The organism is Paraburkholderia sp. PGU19, assembly GCF_013426915.1.
In the GTDB taxonomy this organism is placed as follows: Bacteria; Pseudomonadota; Gammaproteobacteria; order Burkholderiales; family Burkholderiaceae; genus Paraburkholderia.
In genome coordinates, this window is sequence record NZ_AP023182.1 from 187,847 (window position 1) to 203,391 (window position 15,545).

11 protein-coding genes and 1 pseudogene are annotated in these 15,545 nt (G+C 59.3%); 5 read left to right on the forward strand and 7 right to left on the reverse strand.

The window, feature by feature from the left end; genetic code table 11:
- Window positions 1-567 precede the first annotated feature (567 nt).
- Window positions 568-1,422 (forward strand): class I SAM-dependent methyltransferase, encoded by an 855-nt coding sequence (locus H1204_RS41325; protein ID WP_180735874.1) that lies wholly within the window; start codon window positions 568-570, stop codon window positions 1,420-1,422.
- 57 nt (window positions 1,423-1,479) lie between these two features.
- Here the strand turns inward: H1204_RS41325 and H1204_RS52785 are convergent, their stop codons facing one another.
- Complete coding sequence (locus tag H1204_RS52785) at window positions 1,480-2,001, reverse strand: GNAT family N-acetyltransferase (RefSeq protein ID WP_274608284.1); 522 nt, start codon at window positions 1,999-2,001, stop codon at window positions 1,480-1,482.
- A gap of 567 nt (window positions 2,002-2,568) precedes the next feature.
- Here H1204_RS52785 and H1204_RS41335 point away from each other — a divergent pair.
- A complete protein-coding gene (locus tag H1204_RS41335) occupies window positions 2,569-2,952 on the forward strand; it encodes a VOC family protein (RefSeq protein ID WP_180735876.1) in 384 nt (127 codons plus the stop codon).
- Between the two features lie 129 nt (window positions 2,953-3,081).
- Window positions 3,082-4,425, forward strand: a complete 1,344-nt coding sequence (locus H1204_RS41340) for an epoxide hydrolase (RefSeq protein ID WP_180735877.1) — start codon at window positions 3,082-3,084, stop codon at window positions 4,423-4,425.
- A gap of 401 nt (window positions 4,426-4,826) precedes the next feature.
- On the opposite strand, the gene H1204_RS41345 is transcribed toward H1204_RS41340, so the two are convergent.
- From H1204_RS41345 to H1204_RS41365, 5 genes and pseudogenes are all read right to left on the reverse strand, one after another.
- On the reverse strand, window positions 4,827-6,425 hold the full coding sequence (locus tag H1204_RS41345; RefSeq protein ID WP_180735878.1) for a GMC family oxidoreductase N-terminal domain-containing protein: 1,599 nt from the start codon (window positions 6,423-6,425) through the stop codon (window positions 4,827-4,829).
- 10 nt (window positions 6,426-6,435) lie between these two features.
- Window positions 6,436-7,305, reverse strand: a complete 870-nt coding sequence (locus H1204_RS41350; RefSeq protein ID WP_180735879.1) for an ABC transporter permease — start codon at window positions 7,303-7,305, stop codon at window positions 6,436-6,438.
- Window position 7,306: 1 nt separating this feature from the next.
- Complete coding sequence (locus H1204_RS41355) at window positions 7,307-8,203, reverse strand: ABC transporter permease (protein ID WP_180735880.1); 897 nt, start codon at window positions 8,201-8,203, stop codon at window positions 7,307-7,309.
- A pseudogene (locus tag H1204_RS41360) lies at window positions 8,200-9,344 on the reverse strand (ABC transporter ATP-binding protein). The gene H1204_RS41355 and the pseudogene H1204_RS41360 overlap by 4 nt, the downstream one beginning before the upstream one ends.
- 89 nt (window positions 9,345-9,433) lie before the next feature.
- Complete coding sequence (locus tag H1204_RS41365) at window positions 9,434-10,486, reverse strand: extracellular solute-binding protein (RefSeq protein WP_180735881.1); 1,053 nt, start codon at window positions 10,484-10,486, stop codon at window positions 9,434-9,436.
- Between the two features lie 464 nt (window positions 10,487-10,950).
- Here H1204_RS41365 and H1204_RS41370 point away from each other — a divergent pair, with 464 nt between their 5' ends.
- Window positions 10,951-12,057: a mandelate racemase/muconate lactonizing enzyme family protein gene (locus tag H1204_RS41370; RefSeq protein ID WP_180735882.1), complete on the forward strand. Its 1,107-nt coding sequence runs from the start codon at window positions 10,951-10,953 to the stop codon at window positions 12,055-12,057.
- Window positions 12,054-13,547: an aldehyde dehydrogenase family protein gene (locus H1204_RS41375; protein WP_180735883.1), complete on the forward strand. Its 1,494-nt coding sequence runs from the start codon at window positions 12,054-12,056 to the stop codon at window positions 13,545-13,547. Before H1204_RS41370 ends, H1204_RS41375 begins: the two co-directional genes overlap by 4 nt.
- A 68-nt stretch (window positions 13,548-13,615) precedes the next feature.
- Here H1204_RS41375 and H1204_RS41380 read toward each other — a convergent pair whose 3' ends face one another.
- A complete protein-coding gene (locus H1204_RS41380; RefSeq protein ID WP_180735884.1) occupies window positions 13,616-15,100 on the reverse strand; it encodes a PLP-dependent aminotransferase family protein in 1,485 nt (494 codons plus the stop codon).
- Between the last annotated feature and the right edge of the window lie 445 nt (window positions 15,101-15,545).

A 15,545-nucleotide genomic window follows, 5' to 3' on the forward strand; every position in this document is an offset into this window, starting at 1 on the left:
CCAACGTTATCATCGGCGCGGCAGCGCGACTTGTCCATGCGGTTTCGCGCCTCGTTACCGCGAGTATCCAGACAGGCGTGTGCGATTGGACTTATTAAGTAGGCGAAACGAACATTGCGGCTTGGCCGGTATCGACCCCTCACATGTCCAGTCCGAGACCGACTTCCTGCATGCGTAACCGCTCTATTGTTAGTGCTTCTTCGTCTTCGACAATCGAATGGCCGGTGACTTGGGCAGAGACGACGTCTGAACGTCCAAGCGTCCGGAAAAGCGAATGACGCTTCCTGGCCGGTAGCACCAGTTCAATGACGGTTGCGGAGGACCGCCGTCGAAATCTTCAACGGCAGCCAGGGCGATTTCTGTGAGTGAGTACGGCCTTCGCAGTCGCGGCAAATCTTCGTCATAGTGCCCACCAACCGTCGGCGCTTCGGATCGCCTTGTTCATTTCCGAGATCAGCCCCTTGTACCAGGGTATCTCGCGTATGTTCCAGGCAAGCGCCACGCCACCGCTTGCTGTACGCTTGGCGAAGCACGCAACGTGCTCACCGGCCTGGTAGGAGAACCCGGATGGCCTCGCCTGAAGAGATTAACGCCGACATGCTCGCCTTCTGGAACGGCAATGGCGGCGACATCTGGGTGGCTCGGCAGGAGCATACCGACATCACGCTTGCGCCGGTGACTAACGCCTTGCTTGTCTATGCCGCTCCGCGAGCCGGCGAACGGGTAGTGGATATAGGCTGTGGTTGTGGCGCGCCCACGCTGGAATTCGCGCGCGCCGTGGGTCCGTCCGGCCGCGTGGCGGGGTTGGACATTTCCGGACCAATGCTTGCAGAGGGTGCAAGGCGCGCGAGCGTCGCCGGCATCGTCAATATCGATTGGCGGCAGACCGATCCGGCAACCGCTGCGCTGGACAAATACGATTTGCTGATCTCCGCCTTCGGAGTGATGTTCTTCGGCGACCCGGTGGCTGCGTTCGCCAACATGCGCCGCGCAGCCGCTCCAGACGCACGCATGGCGCTCCTGTGCTGGCGCTCGCTGGCTGAAAATCCATGGATGGAAGTGCCGATGACCGCAGCCGCGTGGCACCTGCCGCCGAGGCCGCAGCCGGTGCCGAACGCTCCCGGAATGTTCGCCTTCGCCGATCGGGACCACGTGACCGAGGTCGTCACGGCGGCCGGTTGGGCGCCGCCGCGCTTCGAGAAACTCGACATGGACCTAGATATTGCCGCTGGCCGCGGGCTGGAGGAGGCGGTGGTTCAGTCAACCCAAATCGGCGCCGTGAACAGTTGGTTGCGCAACCAGCCCGCGGAGGTCGTCTGTGCCGTCACTACCTCTGTTCACGAGGCGCTTGGGCCTTATGCAGACGGCGCGAGCGTGCGATTGCCCGGCGCGATGTGGTTAATCAGCAGCGCGCCTGCCTGAACGAGCCCTGCTACTCATTGGCCTTCGCCGAGCGTGAATGCGCCATTGGCCTTTCCATCAGATCCCGCGCGACTCCATCGTAACTATCCGAAGGCCATCAACGTTGCTGGTCTGAAGTTTATCCAAAGATTGGAAGCCGTTTCGCTGATAGAATGATAGTGCCGATCCAGTATGGCAGCATAGGCGGATTACCGCAGCGTGCGAATCTGCTTTTGCCCATGTGACCACCTGTTGCACCAGCAAGCTCCCAAATCCTTTTCGTCGGTGAACCGTATCGACCCAAAGGCCTCCGACGCTATATTCGTCATCGTCCTTCTTCACGCCGAAAACGAAAGCGGCAACGCTTTCGGCATGCTCAACGATGAACATTCGAGACCCCTCCGGCGTCGTGACTTTGCTTGCGAAGGTATTCCAGCACACGTCGTCGCGAGCGCTGGTTTCATCCACAGTCTCCCAGTAGGACTGAGGGTCGCAACCAAGCTCCCTCGGACGAAGAGCCTTTAACAGGCGCCATTCGTCTGGCTGTAGGCATCTGATGATGAACTCAGAGGTGGTCACGGCCAAACCTCGCGCGGACATGCTCGACTCGGCAACGGGGCAATTGAATGACGCTTCCTAGGCCGAACCCTGCCGTCCTGCCCGAACAAGAGATTCTTTATCGACCCTCCCTGGATGGCACCGACAGTCAGCGCAAGCCGCGCTGCTTGCTTTCTAACGTTTTCACAACCCGGTTGCCACCGGCAGCTTTGCGTCGCCAGGTCAGCCCGTGCCCCGATGGTATCTGCCGGCACGGCGAAGTGGAGTGACCTGAGCTCCGGTCCCGAGGGCGGCCCGGGCCGGAGGAGCCTTCGCCTGAACGCGGTGAAATTAAGTATGAACATATGAGTATATGCACGCCTCTTGACACTATGATTTTCATAGTTATACTGAGCCTGTAGGATGCGGCGCCCGCAATCGGCCTACTGATACGGCTCGGTCATTTACTGCAAGCGGGCCGCGTGCTCGACCCAACGGCTCGACGCATCGCTGAATTTACCGGCATCGCGTCTTGAAGTAGTCGCGCCCCATGTGGTCACAGAGCTCCGACCTGCTACACGTCGAAGAGCGCATGACCATCATTCAGGAATACTATTGAAGGAGCAATCGATGTTCAGTCACGTTGTGGTCGGCACCAACGACCTTGAAAAAACCAGGAGATTCTACGATGCCGTGCTGGGCTCCCTCGGCTATGGCGAGGGTTTGAACCGGGCCGCCGGCGGCTACGTCTATGCCGCCGGCAATAGTTCTTTCATCGTGACGGAGCCACTTGATGGCCAGCCGGCTACCCATGCCAACGGCGGCACGATCGGCTTTACCTGCCAGTCAACTGACCAGGTCGATCTCTGGCACGCCACAGGGATCGCCAATGGCGGCAAATCGGTCGAGGACCCTCCGGGCGTACGTGAGACCCCGGCTGGGTCGCTTTATCTCGCTTATCTGCGCGATCCGGATGGCAACAAGCTCTGCGCCCTGTATCGCATACCCGCTTAACGTACGCCGCATTGCCGCGTGTTGACTCACGTGGCAAGTGCGGCTGCCATCAATATCACTTTGATAGTCGCCATTGCAGCGTCACCCTGCGCGCGCCGCAGACTCGCACGCTCTTATTGGAGAATCACCATGTCGTTTGTATCGTCAACGCCAACCTGGCGCAGGTTTGTTGCATCCGTCGCGGCCGCACTGGGCCTTACCCTCGCCACGGCCTTCAGTTGCGCCCATGCCGTTCCTGCTGCCGGCCTGCCTTCCACGAAACAGCCCGCAACGACTGACGACGCCTCCATCCGTCCGCTGCCCAAAGTCCATGTGCCGCAGGCCGCCCTTGACGAGCTTCGCCGGCGGATTGCCGCCACGCAATGGCCGGAAAAGGAAACCGTCGCAGACTCTTCGCAGGGCGTGCCGCTCGCGACCATGCAGAATCTCGCACGCTATTGGGCGACCGATTATGACTGGCGTAAAGCGGAGGCGAAGCTCAATGCCCTTCCGCAGTTCGTGACGACCATCGACGGAGTAGACATACATTTCATCCATGTTCGTTCGAAGAACCCCAATGCGCTTCCATTGATCATCAACCATGGTTGGCCCGGCTCCGTGCTTGAACAGATCAAGCTGATTGGACCGTTGACAGATCCGGTCGCGTATGGCGGGAAGGCCGAAGACTCGTTCGATGTCGTCATCCCGTCGATGCCGGGCTACGGCTTTTCCGGCAAACCGACAACAACCGGCTGGGGTCCCGAGCACATGGCGCGCGCCTGGGCCGAGTTGATGCGCCGTCTCGGATATCAGCACTACGTCGCTCAGGGCGGCGACTGGGGTGCGTTCGTCGTCGATCAGATGGGCTTGCAGGCACCTCCCGGACTGCTCGGCATTCACACCAACATGCCCGCGACGGTTCCTGCTGACGTCGACAAGGCACTACAGATCGGCGCACCGGCGCCAGCCGGTCTGTCAGCGGACGAGACCCGCGCTTACGGGCAGCTCGCCCAGACCTTCAAGGAAGTGGACTACGCCCGCTTGATGGGGTCGCGTCCACAGACGCTTTATGGTATTGACGATTCACCCGTCGGCCTCGCCGCATGGCTCCTCGACCACAATGATGCCAATGCGCAGCCGGCTGCCGCAGTCGCCGAGGCTCTGAACCGGAGTTCGAGCCCCACAGGCGAACTGACGCGTGACGAAATCCTCGACAACATCACACTGTATTGGCTGACCAACACGGGCGTGTCTGCGTCTCGCCTCTACTGGGAATATAAGGGTGGCTTCTTTAACGCCAAAGGCGTCAAGATCCCGGTGGCCGTAAGCGTGTTCCCCGGCGAGCAATATCAGGCGCCGCGGAGCTGGACAGAGAAGGCCTACCCGAACCTCATCTACTATCACCGAGCTGAGAAAGGCGGCCACTTCGCCGCGTGGGAGCAGCCGATGATCTTCGCTCAGGAACTGAGGGCAGCCTTCAGGCCACTGCGCTGAGCTAGTCGAAGCAAGCGGGAATGCGGCGGGGTGCCGTGCTGGCCAATCAACCACCTGGCCGAAGTGTTCGAGGACGGACAGGTGGTGGCGCACGGCATGCCGGTGGTGCTGCCGCATCGTGGTGCGCCCGGGGTATTCGAAGTATGGGTGAATATTCCCTGAATGGGTGTTCGATCCTTGGCACCCGTTCGCTTCGCTCGGAGCCGGTCATTCGCCGTGGACCACGACTGATACGACAGGCCGCCCCAGCAGCCGACCAAGCAGCATTCCCCTGCGCATATTGATTGGCTGGGTCAGGCGGCTACACGTTGCTTTCCGGACATTCGCGCCTCAGCAGCCGCATCACCGACTTTCCCGGCAACTCCGCGCCAGCGATGTGCCATCGACGGTACGCAGGTGCATCAATGGCCTAGTATCATCTGTGAGGCCTTTTCCGCTACCATCATCGTCGGTGCGTTGATGTTGCCTGATGTGATGTTCGGGAAGATGGAGGCGTCAACGACCCGCAGGCTGCGAGTGCCGTGAACCTGCAATTCACTGTTCACGACTGACTCCCGTGGGTCGCTTCCCATTGCGCACGAACCACAAAGGTGATAAATCGACCCGCTCTGCTCACGGAAGAACTGCAGCATGCTGTCGTCGTCGGAAACACTCGTGCCCGGTTTGACTTCCGTTTTCGTCACTTCAGCCAGTCCAGCCGTCGACGCCAGACGCCGTATGAGCCTGCTGCCCGCAATCGCCTCTGCCCGGTCATTTTCGGTCGCGAGATAATTCGGATCGATCAGCGGAGCTTCGTGAACGTCGGGACTCTTCAACTGAACGGTGCCTCGGCTGGTTGGACGGCACGGCGCGAAAAACATCGTATAGCCGGAATACGGTTCGATCTTCGGCATGCCCGGCGACTCCGGCAGCACATACGACAAGGGGTTGAAGTAAATCTGCATGTTCGGATGCTGCTGCGCCTCGCTCGTGCGGAAGAATCCCCCGGCTTTCACGGTAGTCGCGAAAGCGCCTCGGCCTTGGAGCAGGTACTGCAACATCGCACGCGCCTGTTGGGGCAAGGTCTTCAGTTCATCGTTGACGGTCGGGCGGCTGGCCTCGAAATAATAAGAGGCACATAAATGGTCTTGCAGGTTGCGGCCGACGGCAGGTGCATCATGGATAACCGGTATCTGATGCTGGCCGAGCAGTGCTGCGTCGCCAATGCCGGAACACTGAAGCAGCTTGGGCGTTTCCACCGCGCCTGCCGAAAGAATCAATTCGCGCCTGGCGCGAAACACCTGGCGATGGCCCCGCAACAACACGCTGACACCAATCGCAGTCTTGTTCGGGTTGAATAGCACGCGCTCGACGAGGGCGTCGGTCTCCACGACCAGATTGGTACGCTTCATCGCGGGCCGCAAATAAGCAGCACACGACGAATCGCGCTGGCCATCGCGCGTATTGATGTCGTAGACACCCGCGCCTTCGAACTGCGCGCCATTGAAGTCGTCGTTGCGAGGAAAGCCCAATTCATCGCACGCCCGAAAAAAGTTCTCACAGATGGGATGAACGGGATCGCGCGTAATGCGGATTTTTCCACTACTGCTATGCCAGCTGGTGTCGCCGAGCGGATGGGACTCAAGACGCTTGAACCAGGGCAGCACATCATCGAAAGACCAACCCGGATTGCCACGGGCCGCCCAGTCGTCGAAATCCCGGCGCTGCCCTCGCACATAGATCATTGCATTGATCGAGCCCGATCCGCCGAGAACCTTGCCGCGCGGCGTATAGACACGTTGATTCATCAATTGCTGCTGAACCGTCGTGTAATAGCGCCAGTTGTACCTGGGGTGGTAGAACAGTTTCGCGAAGCCAAGCGGCATTCTTACCCACATGGACTTTTCCACGCCGCCCGCCTCCAGCAGCAACACCCTGTACTGGCCAGACGCGCTCAGCCTGTCGGCCAGGATGCAGCCTGCAGAGCCGGCGCCCACAATGATGTAATCGAATTCGGACATGGTGTTCGACTTATTCGCCCTGATTGCCAGCTTTCTTGCGTTGAGCGACGATGCTCACCAGGCCCAGCAGCGCCGAACCCATCATCAGCGAGAGCGAGATCGCGTTCAGTTCCGGCGTCGAGCCCTGCCGCATCCGGTTGAACATGGCGATCGTCAGTGGCGCATCCGAGCCCACCAGCATCAGTGTCGTGCTGAAGTTCTCAAACGACATCAGGAACGCCACGAGGCCACAGCCAATCATCGACGGATACAAAAACGGCAATGTGATGGTTCTCAACACCTGTGCTGGACTCGCACCCAGATTCAGCGCGGCTTCCTCCAGCGAGCGATCGAATTTGCGCAGTCTGGCCGAAATCACCAGCGTGGCAATCGTCGCGATAAAGGAGAACTGGCCGAAGATGATCAACAGCAGGCCTGGGCGCAACGCGTCGACGGTCACATCGAAGTGACCTTCGATGAGATTCGCAATGTTGCTCGAGAATGCAAGGATCGAGATACCCAGAATGACGCCAGGAATGACGAGTGGCAGCAGCATCAGCATGTAGCAAAAGCTCTTCCATCTGAAGTCGTAGCGTTCGAACAGGAACGCCGTTGTCGTGCCGCAGAAAATCGACAGCACCGTGACCATCAGCGCCACGATTAGCGAATTGCCCATGCTGCTCACGATTTCGCTGTCGAAGAACATACCCGTTCGGGGCGTCCCTTGGCCCACGAACCAGTCCAATGTCCATCCTTTCCACGGCAGAGAGGGAATCGAGGAGTCATTGAACGCGAACGCAGCCACCACCAGCAACGGCAGGGCGAGATACGCCAGAAACAGAGCGACGTACCCGTTATAGGCCCACGACAGCGACTTCTTGTTCGGAATAGTACGCAGCATGTTATTGCCCCCTGGCCAGTGAACTGGACAAGGACTGTCCGGTGATTTTCAAGCCAATCCAGACAATGACACTGGATGTCAGCAACAATACGAAGCCAAACGCGGAACCCAATTCCCAGTTGAATCGCGTGATGAATTGCGTATAGATCTGCTCCGTGAACCATTGACTGCTTTTCCCGCCCATCAGCGTCGGCGTCAGATAGTTGCCCAGATTCAACATGAACACGATGATGCATCCCGCGACGATGCCGGGCATCGCATGGGGAATGACGATTTTTCGCATCACGTCGAAGCCGTTGCCGCCCAGATCGTACCCGGCCTCGACGAGCGAATCGTCAAGGCTCTCGAGGACGGACGTCAGAGGAACGATCATAAACAGCATGGAGGTATAAACCAGCCCCACGATCATCGCCGCGTCGTTGTACAGAAACTCGATGGGGCCATCGATCAAACCGATGTACTGCAGGAACCGGGACAATAAGCCCGTTTCGCGCAGAATGATCATCCACCCGAATACGCGGACCAGTTCACCCACCCAGAACGGCAACAGACACGCCAGATAAAGAGACTTTTTCGAACGTCCACGGGCAATCTTCGCAATGTAGTAAGCGATGGGCCACGAAATAACCAGCGTCAGTGCGGTCGAAAAGATCGAAATCGTAATGGTGCGTACGAGCGTGACCAGATAAACACGCTCACCAAAGAACTCACGGTAATTGGCGAGGCTGAAGTGATTCGAATGTTGCGAAGCCGAATCGTGAAAAGACAGCATCAGCAGATTGAAATGGGGCAGCAGGATGATCACGAACATCCATAGCATGAATGGCGTGAGCACCAGATAGAACGACAGACGCCGGCTCGCCGCCCCGTCCGCCAGGCTCAGGGTGGCGTCACTCATTGGCGTCCCCCATTTGCTGCCGGGAAGCCAATCAGTTGATCGGCCGCAAAGCTGATGCGAACTTCGGCGCCCTGCACGAGGCCGCGGTTGTTGAGGTTTTGCGGCAAAGCCACGGGGATCAGATCACCTGACGTCACGCGAACCATCGCGCGGCTATTGGCGCCGTTGAACAGCAGGCTCTCCAACGTGCCTTTCATGAGGTTGAACTCAGCGGCGGCGGGAGGGCGGCTGCGCTGGCGAGATCGATGTTGATGGCCTCTGGGCGCAGGAACAGATCGAGATGGTCGCCACATCTGGCGTGGATACCGTCGCCGGTGGCTGCGCGGAACGTCTGGCCGGTCTGCGTGCGTACGGCAAGCGCGCGTGCATGAACCTCCGTGACCTGCCCGCTCCATCGGTGACTGTCACCGACAAAACCCGCCACGAAGGCGCTTGCGGGCGCGTAGTACAGCTCCTGGGGACTGGCGACCTGCTCGAAGCGCCCCTTGTTCATCACGGCCACCTGGTCGGACATCACCAGTGCTTCGGACTGGTCGTGCGTGATGTACACGAAGGTCGTGCCGAACTGGCTCTGCAACTGCTTGAGTTCCAGCTTCATGTGCTCGCGCAGTTTCAGGTCCAGCGCACCGAGTGGTTCGTCGAGGAGCAGAACTGCGGGCTCCAGCACCATGCACCGCGCGATGGCCACGCGCTGACGCTGACCACCTGAAAGCTGCGTGACCTGCTTGCCGCCGATGCCGGGCAAGCCGACGCGCTCGAGTGCATCGTTCACTTTCTTGTCGATCGCACTCTGGGTGAAGCCGCCCTTGCGCTTCAGGCCATACGCGATGTTTTGAGCGACATTCATCATCGGGAACAACGCAAGGTGCTGAAACACCATGTTCACCGGCCGCTTGTTCGGCGGGGTCTTGAGCACCGAGTGCCCTTTGATCAGGATGTCGCCGGAGGTGGGATTACCGAAGCCCGCCACCATGCGCAGCAACGTGGTCTTCCCGCAGCCCGAAGGGCCGAGGATCGAGAAAAACGATCCCTGCTTGACACTTAGAGAAATTCGGTCGACGGCAACGTGATTGCCAAAAGTCTTCACCACATCCCTACATTCAAGGTCGTGCAGACCTGTGCAAATGCTATCTCGTTTCATCTCTTTGCGTGCCTGTGCGAACGGGCTCATCGACTTGGAGCACGGAGAGAGAACGCGGGGCACCCTCTCCGGACATATAGAGTGGCGAATTACCGCGCCGCTATGCGATCAAGAATCTTTCCTTCGCGAGACTCCAGGCCGGGCGGGATCGGCGGAAACCACTTGATATTCGCAATGGCCTGGGGCGGATAGACCTTGCCGATCGACTCGCGCAGCTTTTCGGGAACGCGGTCTTGAGCGCCGACAGCAGCCGACATGCTGTTGGAAGACTGCATCACGAGGGCAGCATTCTCGGGGCGCATGACGAAATTGATCCACTTGTAGGCAGCGTCATCCGCCTTGCCTTTCGCCGGGAGGACAAACGTGTCGACCCATCCCAAAGGCTTCCTGTCGTAGCCGATGGGCATGTTCTCACCCTGCAGCTTGAACGCGAGCGAGTCCCATCCCTCAGCGGCGACGATCTCGCCTGAACGCATCATGTTCAGCAGATCATCGGTGTTGTTCCAGTAGGTCTTGACGTTCGTCTTGCACTCCGCCAGCTTCTGGCCCGCCTTTTCGATGATTGCCTGATATTTGTCGGGGTTGCTGTACGCGGCAAACGGATCGTCGCCATCGGCAAAGGCCATCAGGATCAGCGCCGGCCGTCTTATCCGCATCGAGATCTTGCCTTTGTACTGGACGTTGCACATCTCGCCGATGTTCGACACTTTCCCGGCCTTGGTCTCGTTGGTCAGGACGCCCAGCGTGCCCCACAGATAAGGCAGTGCATAGACCTTCCCGTCGATCGTCGTATTGTCTTTGGTTGCGCTCAGCAGGCTGGGGATGAACAGGTTCTTATTGACCTTAGAAAGATCGATAGGCTTGTAGATATGGAAATCGGCCTGCGGTCCCGCAATGCGGTCCTGGCTCGGTTGTGCGAGGTCAAAACCGGCACCGCCCGTTGCCCGAAGTTTTGAAATGATGTCTTCGTTATTGGAAAGAGTGACCTGCACGTCGATGCCGGTCTCCTGCTTGAATTTCTTGACGAGCGCGTCAGGGGCGTAGTCGCCCCATGTCAGCAGCCGGAGTGTTTCGGCAGACGCTGTCGCGTTGAACACCAGACCCGCCACCAGCATGGCGAGCAATCTCTTTCCGTTAGCCATACGTTGTCTCCTACGTTACGTTTTTTGTGTGCCGCCGCCGGACCACAGGAAGTCGGTCGGATTCAAGCGGAGCAGGTGTTACGCTACGCCCGCTCTTGGCCCGGCAAGAAGACCCATTTTGGAAAAATGTAGCAGACCATTTTGCATAATGGGCCGCTACGACCGTCCACAGACGCTCTGGGGCCGGCCCAAGGCCGAAATGTTGTGCTGTCCACCAATCAGCCAAGAAGACTGGAAAACCCTGATACGGGGCATCGAAAATTTTGCTGGGCATCTAGCGATTACACAGCGTCAAAACAGACTGACTCTCAAAATGGACTGGTACTTTTTCCAGAATGGACGTTTCCGACAATACTATTCTGGAGAAAAGATAGCGGACAGCGGGACCCAACCGGGCACGCGATTGCGCCCGAGATCGATACGCAACCTGCACAACCGAGAGCCATTGCTGGAGTGAACAACGAATGAAAATTAGCCGCCTGGAGACTTTTAGCAATAAGCACGTGGGATTTGTCCGCGTCACGACCGACACCGGATTACAGGGCTGGGGGCAGACGTCAACCTACAACGCGGATATCACGGCTCAGGTGTTTCACAGGCAAATCGCGCCGTGGGCATTGGGCCAGGATGCACTCGACATCGAGCATCTGGTGAACATCATCCCCGAGCGGGAGCATAAGTTTCCCTGTTCGTATCTTTACCGCGCGTTGACGGGACTCGACACCGCACTATGGGACCTGAGAGGCAAGCTCGAAAATAAAAGCGTATGTGAACTGTTGGGCGGCACCCCGCGAGCCTTTCCCGTCTACGCTTCCAGCATGAAGCGCGGAGAGATCACGCCAAAGGACGAGGCCGCGCGCCTTGCGAGACTGCGTGACGAGTTCGGCTTCTCAGCATTCAAGTTTCGTGTCGGCAAGGAGTGCGGCCACGATCAGGATGAGTGGCCGGGCCGCACCACCGAAATTGTTCCCGCCGTCAGGAAGGCGTTGGGAAGCGACGTTCGTTTGCTCGTCGACGGGAACAGCGCCTATTCGCCCCGCAAGGCCATCGAAGTGGGACGCATGCTGGAGGACTATGGCGTGATCCATTTCGAGGAACCCTGTCCGTACTGGGAGCATCATTGGACAAGAGAGGTCGCGCAAACGCTGAAGCTGGATGTCACCGGCGGCGAACAGGACTGCGATCTCACGCTGTGGCGCTACATGATCGACAATCGGATCGTGGACATCGTGCAACCGGACGTCTGCTATATCGGTGGCGTCACGCGCATGTTGAAGGTCGCGCGCATGGCTGAAGAGGCAGGCATCAAGGTGACGCCGCATTCGGCCAATCACTCGATGGTCACACTGTTCACGCTTCATATCATGGGTGCGCTGAAAAACGCGGGTGCCTATGTCGAGTATTCGATCGAAGGCGAAGACTACTATCCGTGGGAGCGTGGCCTGTTCCGCTCGTATCTCGACGTGAAGGACGGTATGGTGCAGATCCCGTCCGAGCCGGGATGGGGTTTGGAAGTCAATCCGGATTGGCTGGCAAAATCCAGCTATGCCGTCAGCGAGGTCAACGTATGAACCGCACCCTGAACGAACTCGTCGCCGAAGCACGCGAGAGCGGCACCCTGGAAGGCCTGCCGCAAGATCATTTCATCGATGGTCAGTACCGGCCGGGTACGACGGAAGAACACCTGGAGACCTTCGACCCCGGCACGGGAAAGCCGTTCGCGCGGTTCGCAGCGGGCGGCGAGAGCGACATTGACCGGGCCGTCGTTGCAGCCAATCGCGCGCTGCGCGAAGACTGGGGAAAGGCGACGCCGGCACAACGCAGCCGCGTGCTCACGGCGATCGCACAAGAGGTCAGGGAGCACGCCGATCGTCTCGCGGTCGTCGAGAGCCTGGATAGCGGCAAGCGTCTTGTCGAGGCACAGGCCGACGTGCGCGGCGTGATACGCACCTTCGAGTACTACGCTGGCGCAGCCGACAAGATTCAAGGGGACAGTCTCCCGTTAGGCGCCGATTATGTGGGATTCACTGTCGAGGAGCCCGTAGGCGTCGCCGCGCAGATCATCCCGTGGAACTATCCGGTCGGTACAGCCGCGCGCGGCATCGCTCCCGCACTGGCTGCCGGTTGCGCTGTCGTGGCAAAGCCGGCTGAACAGACGCCCCTGTCCGCGCTGCTTCTCGCGGAGTTGGCCTGGCGGGCCGGCTTGCCTCGCGGGGTGCTCAATGTGGTCACGGGAACGGGCGCGGCGGCGGGCGCGGCGCTCGTATCGCACCCGGATGTCCATCACATTACGTTCACCGGTTCTGTTGCGACGGGTCAGCACGTGATGCGCTCGGCTGCGGACAATATCACCCGCGTGCTGCTCGAACTGGGCGGCAAATCTCCGGTGGCCGTACTGGCCGATTGCGACGTCGAGGCGGCGCTCGACGGCGTCTTAGGCGCGATCTACGAGAACGCTGGCCAGATCTGTTCTGCCGGTTCACGTCTGATCATCGAGCGCGGGCTGCATGACATGTTCATGGACCGTCTGCTTCAACGCATCCAGAAGCTGCGTCTTGGTCATGGGCTGGCCAACCCTGATGTTGGCCCGGTCAATTCGGCACAGCATCTGAGCAGGATCGACCAGCATGTATCTGCCGCAGCGGGCCGTGGAAATCTGCTGTTGACGGGTGGTAAGACCGTTCGACCTGATAGCGCGCCGGGAGGCTGGTTCTACGCACCCACCGTCATTGCCGCCGAATCCGCGGGGGACCCTGTCGTGCAAGAGGAGATCTTCGGCCCTGTTCTCGTCGTTCAAAAGGCGGATGACCTCGACGAAGTGATTGCGCTGGCCAACGGCACGGACTATGCACTGGTTGCGGGCATCTATACGAGCGACATCAGCAAGGCCTATCGCTTTGCACGCCAGGTCGATGCGGGACAGGTGTATATCAACGAGTACTTTGCCGGAGGCATTGAAGTTCCATTCGGCGGCAACCGGAAGTCAGGCTTTGGCCGCGAGAAGGGTCTGGAAGGGATCAAGAGCTATTGCAAGCTGAAGAGCGTTGTCGCGAAAATCTGATCGTCGCGCGTCGAAACCAGTTTGAACGGGTCAAGCGCCGTTCAAACTGGTGAGGTGCGCTGCAGTGGTCAGTCTTGCAGCGAAGCGTGGGCACGCGTCCTTCGAATCGATATCGCGCTGGCATGCTCCAGAATTGCCTTTAGCTCGATAACAGCATGTTCGATCTGCGCAGGCGTATAAGCCGAGAAGCCCATTGCGATCCCCTTCTGCTCCACGGGGTCGATGCAAAAGCGGCTGATCGGCGTGAGCACAATGCCCTTATGGGCCGCAGCACCACAAAGCGTATCGAGGTCCAGGTCGCACTTCAGATAGGCTACCGTATGCAGGCCTGTGCGCGTCGGCGCCACCTCCAGCCACGGTGACAGATGTGTGCCGACGGCCGTTTCCAGCGCGTCGTATCGTTCGGCGTACAGCTTGCGCATCCTGCGGATGTGGGTCGCAAAATGCCCTTCACTGATGAAATCAGCCATGATCGCCTGAACATGCGTGGGAACGCCCGGCGAAAAGGCTTCCAGACTCGTGTGGAAGAACGGAACTAAAGGCAGCGGCGCGAGAATGAACCCAAGCCGCAACGAAGGGAAGACCGATTTGCTGAAGCTGCCGACATAGATCACCCGTTCACCCGCATCCATCTCCTTCAGCGTGGGTAGAGGCTTGTCTGTCACGCAGAAATCGCCCACCCAGTCGTCCTCGATGATCCAGGCTTCGCTCGCCTCCGCGGCTTTGAGCAATCCGAAGCGCCTTTCAAGGCTCATTTTGACGCCCAGTGGTTGCTGATGGGACGGCGTCACAAAAGCCAGCTTGAAGGACGGCGCCTTCTCCAGGCCGCACTGCACGCGCAAGCCCGATTCATCGACAGGTACGGCCACGACATCCGCGCCCGCGAGCATGAAGCAGTTACGGGCACCGATATGGCCGGGGTTTTCAAACCAGACTTTGTCGCCCGGATCGACGAGCATGTCCGCGATCAACTGAAATGCGTATTGCGCGCCGCTCACGATAAATATTTGCTGCGGGTCACAGCCAATTCCCCGATTGACGCGCAAATGGGCAGCGATCGCTTCGCGCAGCTTTCCATACCCGTGCGGATCAGGGTAACTGAGCATCTGGTTGCGAGCATTGCGCAGATGCTTGCCTGAAAGGCGGACCCACTGCGCCATCGGAAACGCGTCGAAGGCAGGCATGCCGGTGGTAAAAGGGCGATGCTTATGCACGAGCCGCGTTCCGAATTGCGAGGCCATGGTCAAGGCCTTGGCCAGTTTGGTGCTCGCGACGGGATGGATGTTCAACTGCGTGTCCGCGAGCGCAGCGCGCGAACTGAGCGCCTGACTGACCTGAGTCCCGGCGCCGACGCGCGACTCGAGGAGGCCTTCCGCCACCAACCGCTCGAAGGTCTCGACAATCGTTGCCCGCGCGACGCCCAGTTCGGTCGCCATCGTACGGGTAGACGGCAGACGATCACCGGCCGACAGTGCGCCCTCGAGTATCAGTTCCTTGAGTTGCTGATAGATCTGGGTGGACAGTGCCTGGGAGCTGTCGCGGTCCAGCGCCATTGATTGCAGCAACATACCTCGTGAACGTTTAACCATCTTCCTCTTCCCCAAGCGTGAGTCCTGTGCTGCGCGTCTGTTGGCGGAGGTTGGCTGTGTGCAGCGTATCCTCATCTCAGATGCATCGTGGTTTTCCCGTACCCGTTTGCTTCTTGTCGTATCGACGGGAGTTGCTACCGGACCATGCTGAGTGTAACCGGACACGTACCCCGACACATGCCAATCGCCGCACAGGGCCTATTGATCGACGGCGTTACAACATCCGGCGGACCTCCTCGCCTTCCAGTCACAGCACCGTCTGCAGCCTGGGCGCAAATGTCCCGAAAGGCGCACACAGCCGCCTCACTGTCGGCAGTGGCCGAATTGTGCGCGTAGTACGTCCGTCAGGTTCCGGAGGTACTGCAGCCGTTTAAACGGCAGGTTTCCCCGCTCGCTTGCGTAAGCCAGA